Origin of the sequence: Streptomyces griseus subsp. griseus (assembly GCF_000720255.1) — a bacterium.
Lineage (GTDB): Bacteria > Actinomycetota > Actinomycetes > Streptomycetales > Streptomycetaceae > Streptomyces > Streptomyces griseus_I.
In genome coordinates, this window is the sequence record NZ_JOJE01000003.1 from 149,582 (window position 1) to 168,437 (window position 18,856).

General features: G+C 72.5%; 15 protein-coding genes and 1 tRNA gene. 9 read left to right on the forward strand and 7 right to left on the reverse strand.

Going from position 1 to position 18,856, the window contains the following annotated elements:
* Window positions 1-41 precede the first annotated feature (41 nt).
* The 3 genes from IG99_RS05695 to IG99_RS05705 all read right to left on the reverse strand — a co-directional run bounded on the left by IG99_RS05695 (window position 42) and on the right by IG99_RS05705 (window position 5,654).
* Window positions 42-1,367 carry a M1 family metallopeptidase gene (locus IG99_RS05695; protein ID WP_037670471.1) on the reverse strand — a complete coding sequence of 442 codons (1,326 nt, stop codon included), beginning with the start codon at window positions 1,365-1,367 and terminating at the stop codon, window positions 42-44.
* A gap of 74 nt (window positions 1,368-1,441) precedes the next feature.
* A complete protein-coding gene (locus IG99_RS05700; RefSeq protein ID WP_037670472.1) occupies window positions 1,442-5,296 on the reverse strand; it encodes a Pls/PosA family non-ribosomal peptide synthetase in 3,855 nt (1,284 codons plus the stop codon).
* Window positions 5,297-5,569: 273 nt separating this feature from the next.
* Window positions 5,570-5,654: transfer RNA gene (locus IG99_RS05705), tRNA-Leu, on the reverse strand.
* 228 nt (window positions 5,655-5,882) lie between these two features.
* On the opposite strand from IG99_RS05705, the gene IG99_RS05710 reads away from it, so the two are divergent.
* The 3 genes from IG99_RS05710 to IG99_RS51610 all read left to right on the forward strand — a co-directional run bounded on the left by IG99_RS05710 (window position 5,883) and on the right by IG99_RS51610 (window position 8,826).
* Complete coding sequence (locus IG99_RS05710) at window positions 5,883-7,208, forward strand: M20/M25/M40 family metallo-hydrolase (protein ID WP_037670473.1); 1,326 nt, start codon at window positions 5,883-5,885, stop codon at window positions 7,206-7,208.
* Between the two features lie 180 nt (window positions 7,209-7,388).
* Window positions 7,389-7,622, forward strand: a complete 234-nt coding sequence (gene chpH / locus IG99_RS05715; protein ID WP_037670475.1) for a chaplin ChpH — start codon at window positions 7,389-7,391, stop codon at window positions 7,620-7,622.
* Window positions 7,623-7,782: 160 nt separating this feature from the next.
* Entirely contained in the window at window positions 7,783-8,826 is a 1,044-nt protein-coding gene (locus IG99_RS51610; protein ID WP_037670477.1) for a chaplin, read from the forward strand.
* Between the two features lie 83 nt (window positions 8,827-8,909).
* Here the strand turns inward: IG99_RS51610 and IG99_RS05725 are convergent, their stop codons facing one another.
* Window positions 8,910-9,098, reverse strand: a complete 189-nt coding sequence (locus tag IG99_RS05725) for a DUF5703 family protein (RefSeq protein WP_037670480.1) — start codon at window positions 9,096-9,098, stop codon at window positions 8,910-8,912.
* Window positions 9,099-9,145: 47 nt separating this feature from the next.
* Here IG99_RS05725 and IG99_RS05730 point away from each other — a divergent pair, with 47 nt between their 5' ends.
* Window positions 9,146-9,841 carry a hypothetical protein gene (locus IG99_RS05730; protein WP_037670482.1) on the forward strand — a complete coding sequence of 232 codons (696 nt, stop codon included), beginning with the start codon at window positions 9,146-9,148 and terminating at the stop codon, window positions 9,839-9,841.
* Between the two features lie 150 nt (window positions 9,842-9,991).
* On the opposite strand, the gene IG99_RS05735 is transcribed toward IG99_RS05730, so the two are convergent.
* Both IG99_RS05735 and IG99_RS05740 read right to left on the reverse strand, forming a co-directional pair.
* Complete coding sequence (locus IG99_RS05735; protein WP_037670484.1) at window positions 9,992-12,271, reverse strand: helix-hairpin-helix domain-containing protein; 2,280 nt, start codon at window positions 12,269-12,271, stop codon at window positions 9,992-9,994.
* Window positions 12,268-13,251: an aldo/keto reductase gene (locus IG99_RS05740; RefSeq protein ID WP_037670485.1), complete on the reverse strand. Its 984-nt coding sequence runs from the start codon at window positions 13,249-13,251 to the stop codon at window positions 12,268-12,270. Before IG99_RS05740 ends, IG99_RS05735 begins: the two co-directional genes overlap by 4 nt.
* A 220-nt stretch (window positions 13,252-13,471) precedes the next feature.
* On the opposite strand from IG99_RS05740, the gene IG99_RS05745 reads away from it, so the two are divergent.
* A complete protein-coding gene (locus IG99_RS05745; RefSeq protein WP_037670487.1) occupies window positions 13,472-14,527 on the forward strand; it encodes an LLM class F420-dependent oxidoreductase in 1,056 nt (351 codons plus the stop codon).
* 215 nt (window positions 14,528-14,742) lie between these two features.
* Window positions 14,743-15,531: a hypothetical protein gene (locus tag IG99_RS05750; protein WP_037670489.1), complete on the forward strand. Its 789-nt coding sequence runs from the start codon at window positions 14,743-14,745 to the stop codon at window positions 15,529-15,531.
* Window positions 15,532-15,533: 2 nt separating this feature from the next.
* Here IG99_RS05750 and corA read toward each other — a convergent pair whose 3' ends face one another.
* On the reverse strand, window positions 15,534-16,529 hold the full coding sequence (corA, locus tag IG99_RS05755) for a magnesium/cobalt transporter CorA (RefSeq protein WP_037670490.1): 996 nt from the start codon (window positions 16,527-16,529) through the stop codon (window positions 15,534-15,536).
* Window positions 16,530-16,591: 62 nt separating this feature from the next.
* On the opposite strand from corA, the gene IG99_RS05760 reads away from it, so the two are divergent.
* The 3 genes from IG99_RS05760 (at window position 16,592) to IG99_RS05770 (ending at window position 18,775) form a co-directional block, all read left to right on the forward strand.
* Window positions 16,592-17,278 carry a histidine phosphatase family protein gene (locus IG99_RS05760; RefSeq protein ID WP_037670492.1) on the forward strand — a complete coding sequence of 229 codons (687 nt, stop codon included), beginning with the start codon at window positions 16,592-16,594 and terminating at the stop codon, window positions 17,276-17,278.
* 112 nt (window positions 17,279-17,390) lie between these two features.
* Window positions 17,391-17,981 carry a DUF3090 domain-containing protein gene (locus IG99_RS05765; protein WP_037670494.1) on the forward strand — a complete coding sequence of 197 codons (591 nt, stop codon included), beginning with the start codon at window positions 17,391-17,393 and terminating at the stop codon, window positions 17,979-17,981.
* Window positions 17,945-18,775, forward strand: coding sequence for an SCO1664 family protein (locus IG99_RS05770; RefSeq protein WP_051864950.1), 831 nt, complete (start codon window positions 17,945-17,947; stop codon window positions 18,773-18,775). The genes IG99_RS05765 and IG99_RS05770 overlap by 37 nt, the downstream gene beginning before the upstream one ends.
* Window positions 18,776-18,856 lie beyond the last annotated feature (81 nt).

Genomic DNA, 18,856 nt, shown 5'->3' on the forward strand with positions numbered 1-18,856 from the left:
TGCATCCGCACCTACTGCATCCGCACCTACTGCACCCGCACCTACGCCGAGGGCAGCGGCGGCAGCGCCGTTCCGTGCACCCAGGCCGCGAACAGCTCGTCCAACGGCTCAGGAGCGAACCGGGCCACATGCGCGGTGAACGTCGTCGTGGTCACGGAGCCGCCCCGGTGCAGCGCGGCCCAGCCGCGCAGCATACGGAAGAACGCGTCGTCGCCCATCGCGCACCGCACCGCGTGCATGGTCAGCCCGCCCCGCTCGTAGAGCCGGTCGTCGAACATCGACTTCCGCCCCGGATCGGCCAGTCGCAGGTCCTGCGGCAGCGACGACAGCAACCGGTGTGCGGCGGCGGCGAGTTGCTGCGCACTGCGGCCGCCCGAGCGCTCCGACCACAGCCACTCCGCGTACTTGGCGAACCCCTCGTTGAGCCAGATGTGCCGCCAGTCGGCGATGGAGACGCTGTTGCCGAACCACTGGTGCGCCAGCTCGTGCGCGACCAGCCGCTCCGAACCCCGCGCCCCGTCCACGTGGTTGGACCCGAACAGCGACAACCCCTGTGCCTCGACGGGTACGTCGAGCTCCTCCTCGGTGACCACCACCGCGTACTCACCGAACGGATACGGCCCGAACAGCTCCTGGAACAGCTCCATCATCACGGGCTGCCGTGCGAAGTCCCGCGAGAACTCCGGCAGCAGGTGCGCCGGGATGTGCCCGTGCTGCGGCACTCCGCCGAGCCCCGGGTCCCCGAGCAGCACCGTCTGGTACTTCCCGATCGCCAGCCCGACCAGATAGCTGGACGTCGGCGCCGACTGCTCGAACACCCAGGTGGTCGTGGAGGCCTTCGTCGTCCGGGTCAGCAGCCGCCCGCCCGCCACCACCGTGTACGCGGACGGCGTGGTGACCGACAGCAGGTAGGACGCCTTGTCGGCGGGCCGGTCGTTGCACGGGTACCAGGACGGCGCCCCGACGGGCTGGCTCGCCACCAGCGCCCCGTCGCCCAGCTCCTCCCAGCCGAGACCTCCCCACGGGCTGTTGACCGGCTTGGGGTTGCCCGACCAGTGCACCTCCACCGTGAAGGCGGCTCCCGCCCGGACCGGCTTGGCCGGACGCACCCGCAGCTTGCCGCCCCGGTGGGTGTAGTGCGCCTGCCTGCCGTCCACACGGACCCGGCCGACCCGGAAGTCGGCCAGGTTCAGCTGGAACTCGGCGAGCGGCGAGCGCCCCGCGATGGCGTTGATCCGGGCCGTGCCCGACAGCCGGTTGGGTGCCGGCCGGTAGTCCAGCGCGAGCTCGTAGCGGTGCACCCGGTAGCGGCCATCGCCGTTCGCCGGGAAGTACGGGTCCGGACCCACTGACTGCTGAACTGCCACTGCCGCGTCTGCTCCCTGCGCCGTCTCGCCACCGCCCACCGGTGCACCGCCCGCCGGTTCCGAGTGGCCCGCGCTCAGGGACGCCATGCCTCGATCGGGTTGCCGAGCCAGCGGGTGTCGTCGGGGACGGACTCCGCGGCCATGACGAGCGACGCGGGACCCAGTGTCGTACGGGCCCCCACCGTGCTGTCGGGCAGCACGATGCCGCCAGGGCCCAGCGTCGCGCCCTCACGGAGGACCACCGTACCCGTACGCAAGATCCGGTCGTGGAAGAGGTGTGTCTGCAGCACACACCCCCGGTTCACCGTGGCGGCGTCCTCCAGGGTCACCAGATCCGTCTCGGGCAGCCAGTAGCTCTCCACCCAGACCCCCCGGCCGATCCGCGCCCCCAGCCCGCGCAGGCACGCCGTCATCACCGGCGTCCCCGGCACCGCCCCGGCCAGCCATGGCACCGCCACCACCTCGACGAAGGTGTCCGCCAGCTCGTTGCGCCACACGAAGGAGCTCCACAGCGGATGCTCACCCGCGCGGTGCCGCCCCACGAGCAGCCACTTCGCGACGATCGACACCAGTGCGGCCGCACCGCCCGCCGCCAGCAGCACCAGCCCCGACAGCAGCGGCGCCCAGCCCCCCAGCGCGCACAGCGCCGCCACGGTCAGCACCGCCAGCGCCGCCGAACAGAACACCGGCACCAGCCGGCACAGCTCCACCAGCCCACGCGCCCACAGCAGCCGCGCCGGCGGGTCGTAGGTCAGGCTGCCGTCGCCGTCGGCGGCGTGCCGGGGCAGCCTGACCGGCGGCAGCCCGAGGTAGGAGCTGCCCTTCTTCGCCTTCTTCGGCGTCGCCGACAGCACCCCGACAAGACCGCCGTCCGGCACTGACCGCCCCGGAGCGGTCATCCCCGAGTTGCCGAGGAACGCCCGCCGCCCGATCTCCGCCCGCCCGATCCGCACCCAGCCTCCACCGAGCTCGTACGGCGCGGTCAGCGTGTCGTCGGCGAGGAAGGCCCCCTCGCCCACCGTGGTCAGGCTCGGCAGAGCGAGCACCGTCGACACCTCCGCGCCCTTGCCGATCCGCATCCCGAGCAGCCGCAGCCACACCGGCGTGACCAGCCCCGCGTACAGCGGGAACAGCGTCTCCCGCGAGCGGTCCATCAGCTGCGTGACCGTCCACGCCTGCCATCCGGTCCTGCCGTGCGTCGGATACGTCCCCTCTCGCAGCCCCAGGCTCAGCAGCCGCACGGCGACCAGCAGCAGCCCGGCGTACACCAGCCCGTAGGCGAGCGTCGCCGGCACCAGCGCGAGCGCGGCGCCCCGCAGCGGCGCCTCCGGGGTGACGAACAGCAGGGCGACGGCGACGGCCGCGGCGCCCGCCACCACCGGCAGCAGCGTCAGCCCGAACCCGGTCAGGCCGTACATCGCCCGCCAGTACCCGCCCCGCGCCGGCCGCTCCTTCGGCCAGTTGCGCTTGGCCCTGCCCAGCTTGACCGCGGGCGCGCCCGCCCACCGCTGACCGGTGGGGATCTGTCCGGTGACCGCCGAACCCGGCGCCACCTCGGCCCGCTTGCCGACCCGGGCGCCCGGGAAGAGCATGCTGCGGGTGCCCACGACGGCGTGCGCGCCCACCTTGACCGGCCCGATCTCCAGCCGGTCGCCGTCCAGCCAGTGCCCCGACAGATCCACCTCGGACTCGACCGCCGCTCCCCGGCCCAGCTTGAGCATCCCGGTGACCGGCGGCAACGAGTGCAGATCCACGTCAGGGCCGACCTTGGCACCCAGCGCCCGCGCGTACCGCTCCAGCCAGGACCCCGTCAGCGAGGTCGCCCCGGTGAACTCGGCGAGCCGCTCGGCCGTCCACAGCCGCAGATGGACACCACCGCCCCGGGCGTACGTACCCGGCCGCACCCCCTTCAGCAGCAACCGGGCCCCGCCCGCGGCGAGCGCGAGCCGTCCCGGCGGGCTGAAGAAGAGGACGGCCCCCACGGCGACGAGCCACCACGGCGCGGTCGGCAGCCAGGAGTAGGCGGGCAGCAGGTTGCCGAGCGCGGCCAGCGCCACCGTCCAGCGCAGCCCGAGCACCGTGAACAGCGGGACGAGCAGCAGCAGTTGCACCGCCTGGGCGCGCAGCGGCACCGGGGCGACCACCCGCGCGCCGCCGTCGTCCTGCGCCGACGCCTGCAGCCGACGGGCCAGCTTGCGCAGGGTCGGCCGCTGGTAGATGTCGAGGACGGCGGCGCTCGGGTAGCGGGTGCGCAGCCGAGTGGTGAGCTGGGCGGCGGCCAGACTGCTGCCGCCGATCGCGAAGAAGTCGTCCTGGGCACTGGTGACGGGGATGCCGAGCACTTCCGTCCACTGCTCGGCCAGCCAGGCCTCGGTGCCGTAGAGCCGCTCGGCCGGCCCGCCGGTCTCCAGGCCCTCCAGCGGCCACGGCAGGGCGTTGCGGTCCACCTTGCCGCTGGTCCGGGTCGGCAGGTCGGCCACCGGCGCGAGCAGCGGGACCAGGGCGGCGGGCAGCTCGGCGCGCAACCGCTGCACGGCCGCCGCGTGGTCCCAGCCGTCCTGTGTGACGACATAGCCGACGAGGAGCTGGTTGCCGCTGCGCGCGGTGCGTACGGCGGCGGCCGCGCCCGCGACGCCGGGCAGTGCCTGAAGGGCCGAGTCCACCTCGCCGAGCTCGATGCGGCGCCCGCCCAGCTTGATCTGCTCGTCGGCCCGCCCGAGGAAGACCAGCCCCTCGGCGTCGGCGCGTACGAGGTCGCCGCTGCGGTACGCGCGCTCCCAGCCCAGCGACTGCAGCGGCGCGTACTTCTCCGCGTCCTTCTCGGCGTCCAGGTACCGGGCGAGCCCGACCCCGCCGATCACCAACTGCCCGCTGCCGCCCATCGGTACCGGATCCCCGGCCTCGTCGACCACGGCCAGCTCCCAGCCGTCCAACGGCAGCCCGATCCGGATCGGTTCCGCACCGGTCATCAGCGCCGCACACGCCACCACGGTCGCCTCGGTCGGTCCGTAGGTGTTCCAGACCTCCCGCCCCTCCGTCACCAGCCGCTGCGCCAGCTCCGGCGGGCACGCCTCACCGCCGAAGATCAGCAGCCGTACGTCGTTGAGGGCCTCCGGCTCCCACAGCGCGGCCAGTGTCGGCACGGTCGAGACGACGGTGATCTCCTGCTCCACCAGCCACGGCCCGAGATCGGCACCGCTCCTGACCTGCGCGCGCGGCACCGGCACCAGACAGGCCCCGTACCGCCACGCCAGCCACATCTCCTCGCAGGACGCGTCGAACGCCACCGACAGCCCCGCCATGACCCGGTCACCGGGCCCGATCGGGTCCTCGGTGAGGAACAGCGCCGACTCGGCGTCCACGAACGCGGCCGCACTGCGGTGGCTCACGGCGACACCCTTGGGCTTCCCGGTGGAACCGGAGGTGAAGATCACCCACGCGTCGTGCTCGGTGCCGGGCCGCCGGGCGGGCACCTCTGAGACGCCGTGCGCGGCGATCCCGTGCCCCTCGCCGACGACGGCCCGCACGTCCGCCTCCCCGAAGACCAACTCGGCCCGCTCGTCCGGGTCCTCGGCGTCCACAGGCACATAGGCGGCGCCGGCGGCGAGCACGGCGAGAATCGCCACGTACAGGTCGTTCGTCCCGGACGGGACCCGGACACCCACCCGGTCGCCCAGACCGGCCCCGGCCGCGGCCAGCCGGCGCCGCAGCCGCTCCACCTCGACGGCGAGCCCGCGGTACGTCAGCCGGGACGTGCCGTCGTCCAGCGCGAGTTCGTCCGGGTAGGACCGCACGGACGCGTCGAACACGTCGACCAGCGTGCGGGGAGAGGCCGCCGGACCCCCGGAGAAACGTGCCCGGTCACCGAACCGTTCGCGGATCTCTTCGTCGAGCAGGCCGAGAGCACTGCCCTCGTGTATGGCTGCCATCGGGTCCTCGCGTCTCGATCCCGGAAGCCTCCGGGGCGCCGGCGGGTCCGCAGGTCTGCCTGGGGTTGTCCGGTCCAGCCTCGTAACAAGCCGGAAATTTTAGTACGACGCTAGGCTCGCCCCCTTCTGTCGGCCACTCGGCACGGCCGTTCGGGGGTGTGGGGTGGAGCGAGTGGACGGCGCTGACCTGCGTGATCTTCGTGCCGACGAGAGATCGCCCACATAAACGAGTGAGGGCCGCGACCCGTGGTCGCGACCCTCACTCATCTCGTGTGTCCGAGGGGGGACTTGAACCCCCACGCCCGATAAAGGGCACTAGCACCTCAAGCTAGCGCGTCTGCCATTCCGCCACCCGGACAAGGTGTCTGTCGCGCGGGTCTCCCCGCCGCGACAGAGGAAACATTACCAGGCTTTCGATGGCGTCCTGATCACCCCCGGGGCCGAGCCCGGTCCCGCCCCGGATGGCCGTCCGGCCCCCGCTTCTCGCGTGAACGGCGTGTGACGGGCCGGGACCGGCCTTGGGCCGGGGCGGGAGGAGAGGGAGGATGAGGGGGACCGACCAGCAGTGACAGTGGGAGGAAGCAGCGTGAGCGAGACGGACACGGCCAGGAGCGTCACCGGCGAGGACGAGGTCGTGGACCTCTGCCGCGAGCTGATCCAGATCGACACCAGCAACTACGGCGACCACTCGGGCCCGGGCGAGCGCAAGGCGGCCGAGTACGTCGCCGAGAAGCTCGCCGAGGTCGGGCTCGAACCGCAGATCTTCGAGTCGCACCCGGGCCGCGCCTCCACCGTGGCCCGCATCCAGGGCGAGGACCCCTCCAGGCCCGCGCTGCTCATCCACGGCCACACCGACGTCGTACCGGCCAACGCGGCCGACTGGACCCACCACCCCTTCTCGGGCGAGGTCGCCGACGGGTGCGTCTGGGGCCGGGGGGCCGTCGACATGAAGGACATGGACGCGATGACCCTGGCGGTCGTCCGCGACCGGCTGCGCAGCGGGCGCCGGCCCCCGCGCGACATCGTCCTCGCCTTCCTCGCGGACGAGGAGGCGGGCGGCAAGTTCGGCGCCCGGTACCTCGTCGACCACCACCGGGACCTCTTCGACGGCGTCACCGAGGCGATCAGCGAGGTGGGTGGGTTCTCGTTCACCGTGAGCGAGCAGCGGCGGCTCTACCTGATCCAGACGGCCGAGAAGGGCATGCACTGGATGAAGCTCACCGTGGCCGGCACGGCGGGGCACGGGTCGATGATCCACCGGGACAACGCGATCACGGAGCTGTCGGAGGCCGTCGCACGGCTCGGCCGCCACACCTTCCCGGTGCGGGTCACCAAGACCACCCGGGCCTTCCTCGACGAACTCGGCGACGCGCTCGGCACCGAACTCGACCCCGAGAACATGGAGGGCACGCTCGCCAGGCTCGGCGGCATCGCCAAGCTCATCGGCGCGACACTGAGCAACACGGCCAACCCCACCCAGCTGGGCGCCGGTTACAAGGTCAACGTCATCCCCGGCGAGGCCACCGCGCACGTCGACGGGCGGTTCCTGCCCGGGCACGAGGAGGAGTTCCTCGCCGACCTCGACCGGATCCTCGGGCCCAAGGTGCGACGGGAGGACGTGCACGCCGACAAGGCCGTCGAGACCACCTTCGACGGGGCACTCGTGGACGCCATGCAGTCCGCGCTGCTCGCCGAGGACCCGGCCGCGAAGGCGATTCCCTACATGCTCTCCGGCGGCACCGACGCCAAGTCCTTCGACGACCTCGGCATCCGGGGCTTCGGCTTCGCGCCGCTGAAGCTGCCGCCGGAGCTGGACTTCGCCGGCATGTTCCACGGCGTCGACGAGCGGGTGCCGGTGGACGGGCTGAAGTTCGGCGTGCGGGTGCTCGACCGCTTCATCGACGCGTCCTGAGAACACGTGGGAGAACGCGGGAGACCGCGGGAGAACGCGGGAGACTTCTGTATTCGGGCGCGTGTGCGGAAGTTCCTGAGAAGGGTGAATGCGACCATAAGCTCGTAGCCTGATTACTCCCTCCTCGTTACAGGTGATGCGATCAGCGAACTGGATCGCTTTTGCCTACAAGGAGGAATAATGATCAAGAAGGTCGTCGCCGCTGCGGCTGCCACCGGTGGCCTCGTTCTCGCCGGCGCGGGCCTGGCCGTCGCCGACTCCGGTGCCCAGGGTGCCGCCGTGCACTCCCCGGGTGTCGTTTCCGGCAACGTCGTTCAGGTGCCCGTTCACGTCCCGGTGAACGTGTGCGGCAACACGATCTCCGTGATCGGTCTGCTGAACCCCGCCTTCGGCAACGTCTGCATCAACAAGTGACGTCGACCCTCTAGGGGGGCGTCCACTGGGTCGGCCCCGGAGCGCGCGCCATGCGCTCCGGGGCCGACCGGTCTTTTCGCGATCATTTCCCGCACGGAGAACTCGCGACAAGGACTCGTGGCAAGAATTTCGAGACAAGGTCGAAGGCAGGGATTGAGCAATGCGACAGGTCACCCGTAAAGGCCTCATGACGGTGGCGGCCGCGACCGGCGTCCTCGCCGCCGCCGGCGGTTACGCCCACGCCGACTCGGGTGCGAGCGGCTCCGCCACCAACTCACCGGGGGTGGCGTCCGGCAACATGGTGCAGGCGCCGGTGCACGTGCCGGTGAACGTCTGCGGCAATACCGTCGACGTCATCGGTCTCCTCAACCCGGCGGTGGGCAACAAGTGCGCCAACACCGGTGGTGGCGGCGCTTCGCGCGGATACGGGGACTCCGGCGGGTACGGCGGTCACGGTGGTCACGGTGGTCATGGCGGCTCGCACGCGAGCGGACACACGGGCGGCTCGCCCGGCGTGGCCTCGGGCAACCACATCCAGGCACCGGTCGACGCGCCGGTGAACGTCTGCGGCAACAGCGTCAACGCCGTCGGGCTCCTGAACCCGGCGACGGGCAACGAGTGCGCCAACACCGGTGGCGGATCCGGCGGGTACGGCGACTCGGGCGGGCACGGCGGTCATGGCGGCCACGGTGGCTCGGGCGGTCAAGGTGGCTCGGGCGGTCACGGTGGCTCGGGCGGTCACGGTGGCTCAGGCTCGCACGCGGGCGGGCACACCGGTGGTTCGCCCGGCGTCGGCTCCGGCAACCATGTCGAAGCGCCGGTCGACGTGCCGGCGAACGTCTGCGGCAACGGCGTCAGCGTCATCGGGCTCGGCAACACGGCCGTGGGCGACGACTGTGCCAACGGCGGCGGGCACACCCCGCCGAGCGGCGGTCACGAGACCACTCCGCCCGGCAACCCGACTCAGCCGGCCAACCCCGGGCAGCCCGGCACGCCGGGTACGCCGACCGCCCCGGGCGGCGAGCGGCCGGGCGGCTCCTCGCACGCCAACCACCCGGGCACCCGTTCCGTCGACGGACCGGCCGGCGCCGCACAGCTCGCGGAGACCGGCAGCGAGCTGCCGCTCGGCATCGCCCTGCCGGCGGGTGCGGGAGCGCTGCTCGCGGGCGCGGTCCTCTACCGCAAGGCCCGGGCCTCGGCCTGACCCGGTGGGTGCGCACCCCGTCGGTGCGCAAACGGAGCGGGCCCCGGCACCCCGGGGCCCGCTCCGTTTCCGCCGATCCCACCTCACCAGGTGGCGCGCACCTGGCGGATGATCCTGCGGCGCAACCGCACCCTGCGGCTGCCGTCACGCAGCAGGCTCAGGCGGTACAACTCCCAGTTTCCGTACTCGGCGTGGTCGGTCAGCAGGCGTGCCGTCTCCTTGCGGGAGACCCCGCGCGGTACGTACACGTCGACAAATTCGTATTCCGGCATCGCATCTATTGTGCGGGCTGGGGCCCGGTACGGATAGCGTCTGCACTATGTCTGATGCTGCGCAGCCCACCGCTGCCGAGGTACGCGCCGCCGCCGAGCGGGTCAAGACCGCGCTCGACCGTCACCTGGCGGCGGTCGAAAGCCGGTCGGGGGAGGACGACCCGGCCGTCTACGAGGCGTTCAACCAGCTGGCCGCGGCCGCAGAGGTGTACGACGAACTGCTCTACGACCGCTACGACGAGGTCACCCCGTTCGAGATCCCCGGTGCGGAGGACTCGCTGCCGCCGTACACGGGCCCCGAGGAACCGAACGCGCTGAGCGTGCTGATCCGCCGCGACTACTCCGTGGCGGAGCCGCAGCGGCTGCTGGCCCAGGCGCAGCGGATCGAGGCGGCGGACGGCGAGGGCAGGGGCGCGGAGGCCGCCGGCACGGTGCACGGCGCGCTGGGCATCCTGTTCGGTGAGTTCGAGCCGGACGAGATCGCCTCCCGGCACAAGGAGTTCGGCCTGGAGGAGGGCGACTCGACGCTCTGGGTGACGGCCGCGGAGGAGCCGAGCGACCCCGGTGAGTGGCTGGAGGCGCCGTTCGACCAGGTCGACCCGCAGCAGGTGGTCTGCCGCTTCGACGTCAGCGCCGTCTTCGACGACGAGCTCGACGACGACGTCGAGGATGACCTCGATCCGGACCTGGACGCCGAGCTGGACGAAGACGAGGACCTGGAACCCCTGGACGCGGACCGCTAGCGCGGACCGCTAGCGCTGACCGCCGGCGCGGGGCGCACATCGGAAACCCGCGACGGCAGGACGACGGCAGTACGACGGCAACGGCGGCGGTACGGGAGCCCTGCTCTCCGTACCGCCGCCGTTGCCCTCCCAGGTGGGCTGGTCGCGGCCTCAGCCGGCCGCCGGTACCTGGGTCCCCAGCAGGACGGGCAGGCGGGTCGTGCGAGGCTTCGCCGGGACCTCGGCCACGGCCCTCGGGAGGGCCTGTTCCACACCGTGGACGACGGACAGGTGGCGCTCAGCCCGGGCGAACGCCGTGTACACCCAGGGGCGGTTGAGCGCCGCTGCCGCGTCGCCGGGAAGGACCACGACCGCCGCGGGCCACCGGTTGCCCACCGCCTGGTGCGCGGTCAGCGCCCACCCGTGCCGCACGGAGTGCTCCACCCGTTCCCTCGGTACGACCACGGGGGCGCCCGCGCAGGACAGGTGCAGCCCGTCGGTGTCGGCCTTCACCACCTGGCCCGGCAGCGTCCGTCCGGGCGCGGGGGAGTAGGCGATCCGGTCGCCGGGGTCGAAGCCACCGAAGCGGCCGGGGCCGGGATTGAGCCGTTCCTTGAGGGCGGCGTTCAGCGCGCGGCTCCCGGCCGCGCCGCCGTGGCCCGGGGTGATCACCACCGTCTGCTCGGGCGGGACGCCGAGCGCCCGGGGCACCGAGTCCGCGACGAGCTGCACCGTGCGGTGCACGGCCTCGCCAGGGTCCCGCACCGGCACGATCACGATCTCCTTGCCGGGGGCGTCGACCTGGTTCAGCTCACCCACGCCGACCCCCGAGACGAGTTCGCCGAGCGGACCCGGGTCCGGAGTGCGCGAGGCGACCTGCGGGCACACCCGCGCGGCGAGCAGGTCGGCGAAGACCCGCCCCGGACCGGCCGACCACAACACCGCCGGGTCGCCGCTCAGCAGCAGACGGGCCCCGTCCGGCAGCGACTCCACGACCATCGCTGCGCTCTCCACGTCCAGCTGCGGCGCGTCCAGCACCACCAGGAGGTCGAGAGCCAGCGCCCCCTCGGCGTCCCGGCCGGGGCCTTCCGCGCCCGAGAGGAGCCCGGAGACGGTCACGACGGCGGGGTGGCCGTCGTCGCCGGTCCCGAGCAGGTCCGCGAACCGGCGGCTTCCGTCCGGGGTGTGGCAGGCCGCCACGGCACGCAGGCCCAAGGCGCTCGCCGCGGCGACCAGCGCCGCCGGCTCCGCGCGGGCCGCCTCGCCGCCGGTGTGCAGCACGAGGCCGTGCCCGGCGACGGCGCGGATCAGCTCCGCCGCGCTGCCCGAGGCCGACCCGACGGCCGACTCCCATGGCGTCGAGGCCTCTGTGGCCAGGGAGTTGACCAGGCGGGCCAGACCGTCGGCGAGGCTCTCCTCGGCGAGCGCGTACTGCTCCAGGCCGACGAGGACACGCACCGGCCGGGCGCCTTCCTCCTGGTCGTCCTCCTCCGCGCCCTCCTGCTGCCGGGCAGGTGCGGGTGCCCCCGGCTCCTCCAGCGCGTCCTGGAAGACCAGCGCCTCGCCCTCGGCGATCGCGTCCTGCACGGCCGCGTCCGGGTCGGGTACACCCCGCTGGGCCAGGGCGGCGGTGAGCGCCGGCAGCTCCAGGGCGGTGTGTCCGGCCAGCGCCGCCTGCTCCAGGAGCCAGACGATGACGGCCCGGCCACGCCGTTCGTCGTCCGGGCCGCACTCCGCGCCGAGCAGCGCCCGCGCGAAGCCGTCGGCCTGCTCGGGCCGCACCCCGCCGACCCGCAGCAGCTGCCACGGGTCCGCGCGCAGGACGTCCTGCGCGCCCTCACCGAGCACCGCGGTGACCTGCGGGGCCAGCGCTTCCGGCGCACCGCCGCCGACCAGCACGCTGCGGACGGCCTCGACTGTCTCCGGGGCCGGAGCCGACGTCACCTCGGCGGCCGGGACGGGCAGGGGCTGCGGACGCCGTACGGGCTCCGGGGCGTGACGGCGCGGGGCCGGCTCCGGCTCGGCGAAGACGGGGGCCACGGGCTTGGTCCCGCTCTCCACGGCCCGCACCGCCGCGAGCAGGTCGGCGGCCTTTCCGCTCAACTTGCCGCCGCTGTCGATCGACTCCTTCTTCTCCGCCTTCCGCCGCGCGATCCGCTCCCGCTCCACCCGCTGCGCAGCCAACTCGGCCTCGCCCTCGGACAGCTGAGCGCCGGTTTCGCCCTCCGCGCTCGTGCCCTCGGCGGCGCCCGGCTCCGAGCGGTCGGCCCCGGCCGAATCCCCGGCCTCCTGGCCTGCCTCCTCAGTGGCGCCCCCGGCCGGACCGCCTCCGGCACCCGTGCCCGCGTCCTCGCCCGTCGCCGAGCTCTCCTGCGGGCCGGCGTCGGCGGAGCCGTCCGTGTCCGGGGGCCCCGGGTCGGTGTTCTCCGTGGTCTCCGGCTCCGTGCTCACAGCGTGCTCCAGTCGTGATCGGGATAGCGGTGCACGGGCGCCGACACGTCGTCGAGCGCCCGGCAGATCTCGTCAGGAAGATTAAGGGCCTCCACTGACAACGCCGCCGTCAGCTGCTGCGCGTTGCGCGCGCCGATGACCGGCGCCGCCACTCCGGGACGGTCGCGGATCCAGGCGAGCGCCACGTGGAGCGGCGTCACCGCGAGCCCGTCCGCCGCCGTCGTCACCGCGTCCACGATCCGGCTCGCGGTGTCGTCGAGGTAGGGCGCGACGAACGGCGCGAAGTGCTCCGACGCACCGCGGGAGTCCGGCGGCGTGGCGGTGCGGTACTTGCCGGTGAGGACCCCGCGGCCCAGCGGCGAGGAGGGCAGCAGCCCGACGCCCAGGTCCAGCGCGGCCGGCAGCACCTCACGCTCCACCCCGCGCTGCAACAGCGAGTACTCCATCTGCGTCCCCGCCAGCCGCGTCCGTACCCCCGGTGCCGCGAGCTGCCAGGTCGCCGCCTTGGCGAGCTGCCAGCCGGAGACGTTGGAGACGGCCGCATAGCGCGCCCGGCCGCTGGAGACCGCCAGGTCGAGGGCCTGGAGGCTCTCCTCGAGCGGCGTCTCGGGGTCGTAGACGTGCAGGTGCCACAGGTCGACGTAGTCCGTGCCGAGGCGGCCGAGGGAGGCGTCGAGCGCCGCGAGCAGATGTCCGCGTGAACCGTCGACGCGCCGCTCCGGGTCGGGCACGCTGCCCGCCTTGGTGGAGATCACCAGGTCGCGCCGGGGCACGAGGCCGTCTATGAGGCGTCCGAGCAGATACTCGGCCTCTCCGTCGCCGTACGCGTCCGCCGTGTCGACGAGGGTCCCGCCCGCTTCCCAGAACGTCTTCAAGAGGTCCGCCGCGTCGTGCTCGTCGGTGTCACGGCCCCACGTCAGGGTGCCGAGCCCGATGCGGGACACACGCAGGCCGGTACGGCCGAGATGCCTCTGCTCCATGTCGGTCGACATTACTGGCCGGAACTGGGACGTGGGCTGCCTGTGGATAACCGATTTCCCGGTGCTCCCGCCGCATTTCGGGCGCCCTCCCGCCGACGCGCGGACCTCGCCGTCGCCGCCCCGGTACGCGACCCTCACCACATCCCCGTCTCCTCTGCCCGCGCCCGCGCTAAGGTCTCCGCGACAGGGACGTTACTGATCAGTAAAAGGGGAATGGGCCATGCAGCTCGGGATCAATCTCGGCTACTGGGGCGCCGGAATGGACGCGGACAACCTCGCCGTGGCCCAGGAGGCGGACCGGCTCGGGTACGCCGTGTGCTGGGCCGCCGAGGCCTACGGGTCCGACGCGGCCACCGTGCTCAGCTGGGTCGCCGCGCAGACCGAGCGGATCGACGTCGGCTCCGCCATCTTCCAGATCCCGGCCCGGCAGCCCGCGATGACCGCGATGACCGCGGCGACCCTCGACTCGCTCTCCGGCGGCCGTTTCCGGCTCGGCCTCGGCGTCTCGGGGCCGCAGGTCTCCGAGGGCTGGTACGGCGTCAAGTTCGACAAGCCGCTGTCCCGCACGCGCGAGTACGTCGAGATCGTGCGCAAGGCCATGACGCGGGAGCGGCTGTCCTACGAGGGCGAGCACTGGACGCTGCCGCTGCCCGGCGGCCCCGGCAAGCCCATCAAGCTGACCGTGCACCCGCAGCGCGAGCACATCCCGCTGTACATCGCCGCCATCGGGCCGAAGAACCTCGAGCAGACCGGTGAGATCGCCGACGGCGCGCTGCTCATCTTCCCGTCCGCCGAGCACCTCGAGGACACCACGATCACGCACCTGCGGGCCGGACGCGAGAAGGCCGGCAAGAGCCTCGACGGGTTCGACGTCTGCCCGACCCTGCCGCTCGCCGTCGGCGACGACAAGGACGTCGCCCGGCTCGCCGACACCTTCCGGCCCTACACCGCGCTCTACGTCGGCGGCATGGGCAGCAGCAAGCAGAACTTCTACAACAAGCTCGCCCAGCGCATGGGGTACGAGCGGGAGGCCGCCGAGATCCAGGAAAAGTACCTCTCCGGTGACAAGGAGGGTGCCGCGGCCGCCATCCCGCACGACCTCATCGACAGCACCACGCTGCTCGGCTCGGTGGACCGCATCGCCGACCGGATGAAGGCCTACGCCGCTGCCGGGGTCACCACCCTCAGCCTCGCCCCGGCGGGTTTCACGCTCGACGAGCGGCTCGCCTCGCTGCGCGCCGGAGCGGCGGCCCTGGAGCGGGCCGGCCTGGCGTAACCGAGGCCCACAGAGGTTTTCCGCGGCCGTGGTGGGGGCTCGGGGTCCACCCCGCCACGGCCGTCACGGAGAGCAACGCGCCGCGGGGCGCGCGGTTACGCCCTGGCGTGACCGCGGCGGTCCTCCTTTTGGCCGAGTCGTCCGACACAGCTGTTGCAGCGTCCCCCACGCGGTATTTGACTCGTTCTGCGGAGTCCTGCGGAGAGGTGCCTCACATGCTTTCGGCCAAGAGTCTGTTCCAGGAGATCCTCGACGACGACGAGTCCTTCCAGCTCTTCTGCTCCATCGCCGCCAGTGGGGAGAGCCAGGGCGGCTGGGAGAACGCCCGGATCGCCGCGCTCGTCCCGGAGAGCGAACGCGCGCTCGCCCCCAAGATCGCCCGCCATGGCGCCGACGAGGACAAGCACGGGCGGATCTTCAACGCTCTGCTGAGGAAGCGCGGTCTCGCTCCCGTGCCCGTCCCGCACGAGACCGACTACACGATGCTCCTGGAGAAGCACGGCATCGGACTCGCCCACGAGAAGCTCAGGGCCGACCGGCCGCTCACCCTGCAGGACCTCATCGTCTACCTGTCCCACAGCCGGGTCACCGAACAGCGCGCCGCCGAACAGATGATGATGCTGCGGAAGTACTTCGAGGACCACCCGGTCGTCGGCAGGGCCGTCAGGATGATCTCCGACGACGAGGACAACCACCTCGCCTACGCCCACGAGGAACTGCTGCGCTTCGCGGCCGCCGGACACGGCAGGTTCATCCAGCTGACGCTGCGCGAGTGCGCGCTCGCCGAGATCCGCGTCTACCGGGACGTCAGCCTCGCGGTCATGGACCACATGGGCCGCATCCTCGGCTGGCCCGGGGCCAAGTCGGCGGCCCTGGCGGCCGGCATCCACGCCGTGTACGCGTGGGAGCGGTTCGCGGGCTGGCGGCGCATGGTCACGCTGCAGATGCCCCAGCGCCGCGACGCCCTCGGCGGCCCGGCGGCCCCCGCCCACGAGTTCGCCTGACGTCACAGCCAGCCCCGCCGCTTGAACATCCGGTACAGCAGTACTTCCAGGGCGCCCATCACCGCGATCACCACCGGGTACGACCACACCCAGCGCAGCTCCGGCATGTGCTCGAAGTTCATGCCGTAGATCCCCGCGATCATGGTGGGGATCGCCGCCATGGCCGCCCACGAGGAGATCTTCCGCATGTCGTCGTTCTGGCGCACGCTCATCTGCGCCAGATGCGCCGACAGGATGTCCGACACCAGCCGGTCCAGGCCCTCCACCGACTCGTTCACGCGTGTGAGGTGGTCGCTGACGTCCCGGAAGAAGGGCCGCGCCTTGTCGTCCACGAACGGCACCGACCCGCCGAACGGACCGGTGCCGGCGAGCCGGGACATGGGCAGCGCCAGCGGGCCCGTCGCCCGGCGGAACTCAAGGACCTGCCGCTTGAAGGTGTAGATCCGGGACGCGGTGTGCCGGGAGCCGCCACTGTCCGGCGAGAACACCTCTGTCTCCAGCTCCTCCAAGTCCGTCTGCAACTCGCCCGCCACCTCCAGGTAGTGGTCGACGGAGGCGTCGCTCAGCGCGTACAGCACCGACGTCGGACCCTTCGCCAGGAGTTCGGGCTCCTGCTCCAGCCGACGCCGTACCGCCGCCAGGGGCGTCCCCTCGCCGTGCCGGACGGTCACCACGAAACCGTCGCCGAGGAACACCATCACCTCACCGGTGGAGACGGCATCGCTCTCCGGCTCGTACACGACCGGCTTCAGCACCAGGAACAGCGAGTCGTCGTACACCTCCAGCTTGGGCCGCTGATGGGCCTTCAGGGCGTCCTCGACCGCCAGCGGATGCAGCTCGAACTCCCGAGTGACGTGTGCGAACTCCTCCTCACTGGGCTCGTGCAGCCCGATCCACACGAACCCGCCGCCGGCCCGTGCGTCCTCCAGGGCGTCCGAGAAGTCCTCGGGCCCCTGCGCACGGTGCCCGTCGCGATAGATGGCGCAGTCGACGATCACAGACAGAATCCTTCCCCCGCCCGCCCGCCGCAGTCCCCGCTCGTGCGCCTACGCTGGTCCGCATGCCCACGCTGATCCTCGTCCGGCATGGACGTTCCACCGCCAACACCTCGGGCGTGCTCGCCGGCTGGACGCCCGGTATCGCCCTCGACGAGCGCGGGGCGGCGCAGGCCGCCGCTCTGCCCGGGCGGCTCGCCGAACTGCCGCTCGCCGAGGTCGTCGCCAGTCCCCTGCAGCGGTGCCAGGAGACGATCCAGCCCCTCCTGGACGCCCGGCCCGGACTGCGCGCGCACACCGACGACCGGATCGGGGAGTGCCAGTACGGCGACTGGTCCGGACGCAAGCTCGCCGAGCTCATGGACGAGCCGCTGATGGAGGTCGTCCAGGCGCACCCGTCCGCCGCCGCCTTCCCCGGTGGCGAGTCCATGCGGGCCATGCAGACCCGGGCCGCCGAGGCGGTACGCGAGTGGAACGCGCGCGTGGAGCGCGATCACGGCCCCGACGCCGTGTACCTGATGTGTTCGCACGGCGACATCGTCAAGTCGCTCGTGGCGGACGCACTTGGACTTCATCTCGACCTCTTCCAGCGGATCTCCGTCGAACCGTGTTCCATCACGGCGATCCGTTACACCCGGCTGAGGCCCTTCGTGGTGCGCCTCGGGGACACCGGAGACTTCGCCTCCCTGGTGCCGCGCGAGGAGCCCCCTTCCGGCGACGCACCAGTAGGGGGCGGTGCGGGCGCACCGTGATCGTCGGCCGCAGTAGGGTGAAGCGGTCGCGACAGCGACGCACCCGAACGCGGCCCCGCGGCCAGTCGCTCCCGATGCCGATGCCGACCAACGATTCCCATGGAGACAGGACGTGTCCCGTCAGGTGTTCCTCTACGACCCACCGGACCGTTTCGTGGCCGGTACGGTCGGACTGCCCGGGCGCCGTACCTTCTTCCTCCAGGCCACCGCCGGCGCCCGGGTGACCAGCGTGGCGCTGGAGAAGACCCAGGTCGCCGCGCTCGCCGAGCGCATGGACGAGCTGCTGGACGAGGTCGTACGCCGCAGTGGCGGCAGCGCCGCCGTGCCCGCCGTGGCACCCACCGAGGTCGCCGACACGGAACCGCTCGACACCCCTGTCGAGGAGGAGTTCCGGGTCGGCACCATGGCCCTCGCCTGGGACGGCGAGGAACAGCGCATGATCGTCGAGGCCCAGGCCCTCGTCGAACTCGACGCCGACTCCGAGGAGGACCTCGCCGAGGCCGAGGAGCGGCTCCTGCAGGACGAGGAGAACGGGCCTCCGATGCTGCGGGTCCGGCTCACCGGATCCCAGGCCCGGGCCTTCGCCAAGCGCGCCCTGGACGTCGTCAACGCCGGCCGGCCGCCCTGCCCGCTGTGCAGTCTGCCGCTCGACCCGGAGGGACACGTATGTCCGCGCCAGAACGGATACCGCCGCGGAGCGTGACGGCGGACGGCCGGCCCGCCGAGCTGCTCGCGCGGGGCGAGCTGACCGTGCGCGGCCGCATTCGTGACGCCTCCAACGCCGCGCTGTACTGCACGGTGAGCCATGAGGGCCGGGAGGCGACCTGCGTCTACAAGCCGGTCGCCGGGGAGCGGCCGCTGTGGGACTTCCCCGACGGGACGCTCGCCCAGCGGGAGGTCGCCGCGTACGAGGTCTCCGAGGCTACCGGCTGGGGACTCGTGCCGCCGACCGTGCTGCGCGACGGCCCGTACGGCGAGGGCATGTGCCAGCTGTGGATCGAGGCGACGACCGAGGCCGAGCTGCTCGCCCTGGTGGACACGGAGCAGCCCGAGCCCGGCTGGAAGGCGATCGGCTTCGCGGAGGTCGGCGAGGGCGGAACCGCCCTGCTCGTGCACGCCGACGACGACCGGCTGCGCCGCCTCGCCGTCCTCGACGCGGTGATCAACAACGCCGATCGCAAGGGCGGCCATCTGCTCCCCACCCCGCAGGGCCACCTCTACGGCATCGATCACGGTGTCACCTTCAACGCCGAGAACAAGCTGCGGACGCTGCTGTGGGGCTGGGCGGGGGAGCCTCTGACGGGGGAGGCGGTGGAGACCCTCAAGGGGCTGAAGACGGCCCTGGAGGACGGCGCGGCACTGGCGACCCGCCTGGCCGGCCTCATCACCCCGGCGGAACTCGACGCCACCCGCGCGCGGGTCGACGCCCTGCTGGAGTCCGGCCGGCATCCGGAGCCGAGCGGTGAGTGGCCGGCGATCCCGTGGCCGCCGGTGTGACAGGCTCACGGGGGGACGCACATTCCGGACGTTCGCGCAAGAGCGCCTAATTGGCCATACGGCCTGCTCCGGTTCGTATGC

What these genes read in the sequence shown, in the direction of transcription:
- IG99_RS05700 (WP_037670472.1), bottom strand. Translation starts at nt 5,296, where the DNA reads ATGGCAGCCATACACGAGGGCAGTGCTCTCGGCCTGCTCGACGAAGAG.
- chpH (WP_037670475.1), top strand. Translation starts at nt 7,389, where the DNA reads ATGATCAAGAAGGTCGTCGCCGCTGCGGCTGCCACCGGTGGCCTCGTT.
- IG99_RS51610 (WP_037670477.1), top strand. Translation starts at nt 7,783, where the DNA reads ATGCGACAGGTCACCCGTAAAGGCCTCATGACGGTGGCGGCCGCGACC.
- IG99_RS05725 (WP_037670480.1), bottom strand. Translation starts at nt 9,098, where the DNA reads ATGCCGGAATACGAATTTGTCGACGTGTACGTACCGCGCGGGGTCTCC.
- IG99_RS05730 (WP_037670482.1), top strand. Translation starts at nt 9,146, where the DNA reads ATGTCTGATGCTGCGCAGCCCACCGCTGCCGAGGTACGCGCCGCCGCC.
- IG99_RS05740 (WP_037670485.1), bottom strand. Translation starts at nt 13,251, where the DNA reads ATGGAGCAGAGGCATCTCGGCCGTACCGGCCTGCGTGTGTCCCGCATC.
- IG99_RS05745 (WP_037670487.1), top strand. Translation starts at nt 13,472, where the DNA reads ATGCAGCTCGGGATCAATCTCGGCTACTGGGGCGCCGGAATGGACGCG.
- IG99_RS05750 (WP_037670489.1), top strand. Translation starts at nt 14,743, where the DNA reads ATGCTTTCGGCCAAGAGTCTGTTCCAGGAGATCCTCGACGACGACGAG.
- IG99_RS05760 (WP_037670492.1), top strand. Translation starts at nt 16,592, where the DNA reads ATGCCCACGCTGATCCTCGTCCGGCATGGACGTTCCACCGCCAACACC.
- IG99_RS05770 (WP_051864950.1), top strand. Translation starts at nt 17,945, where the DNA reads ATGTCCGCGCCAGAACGGATACCGCCGCGGAGCGTGACGGCGGACGGC.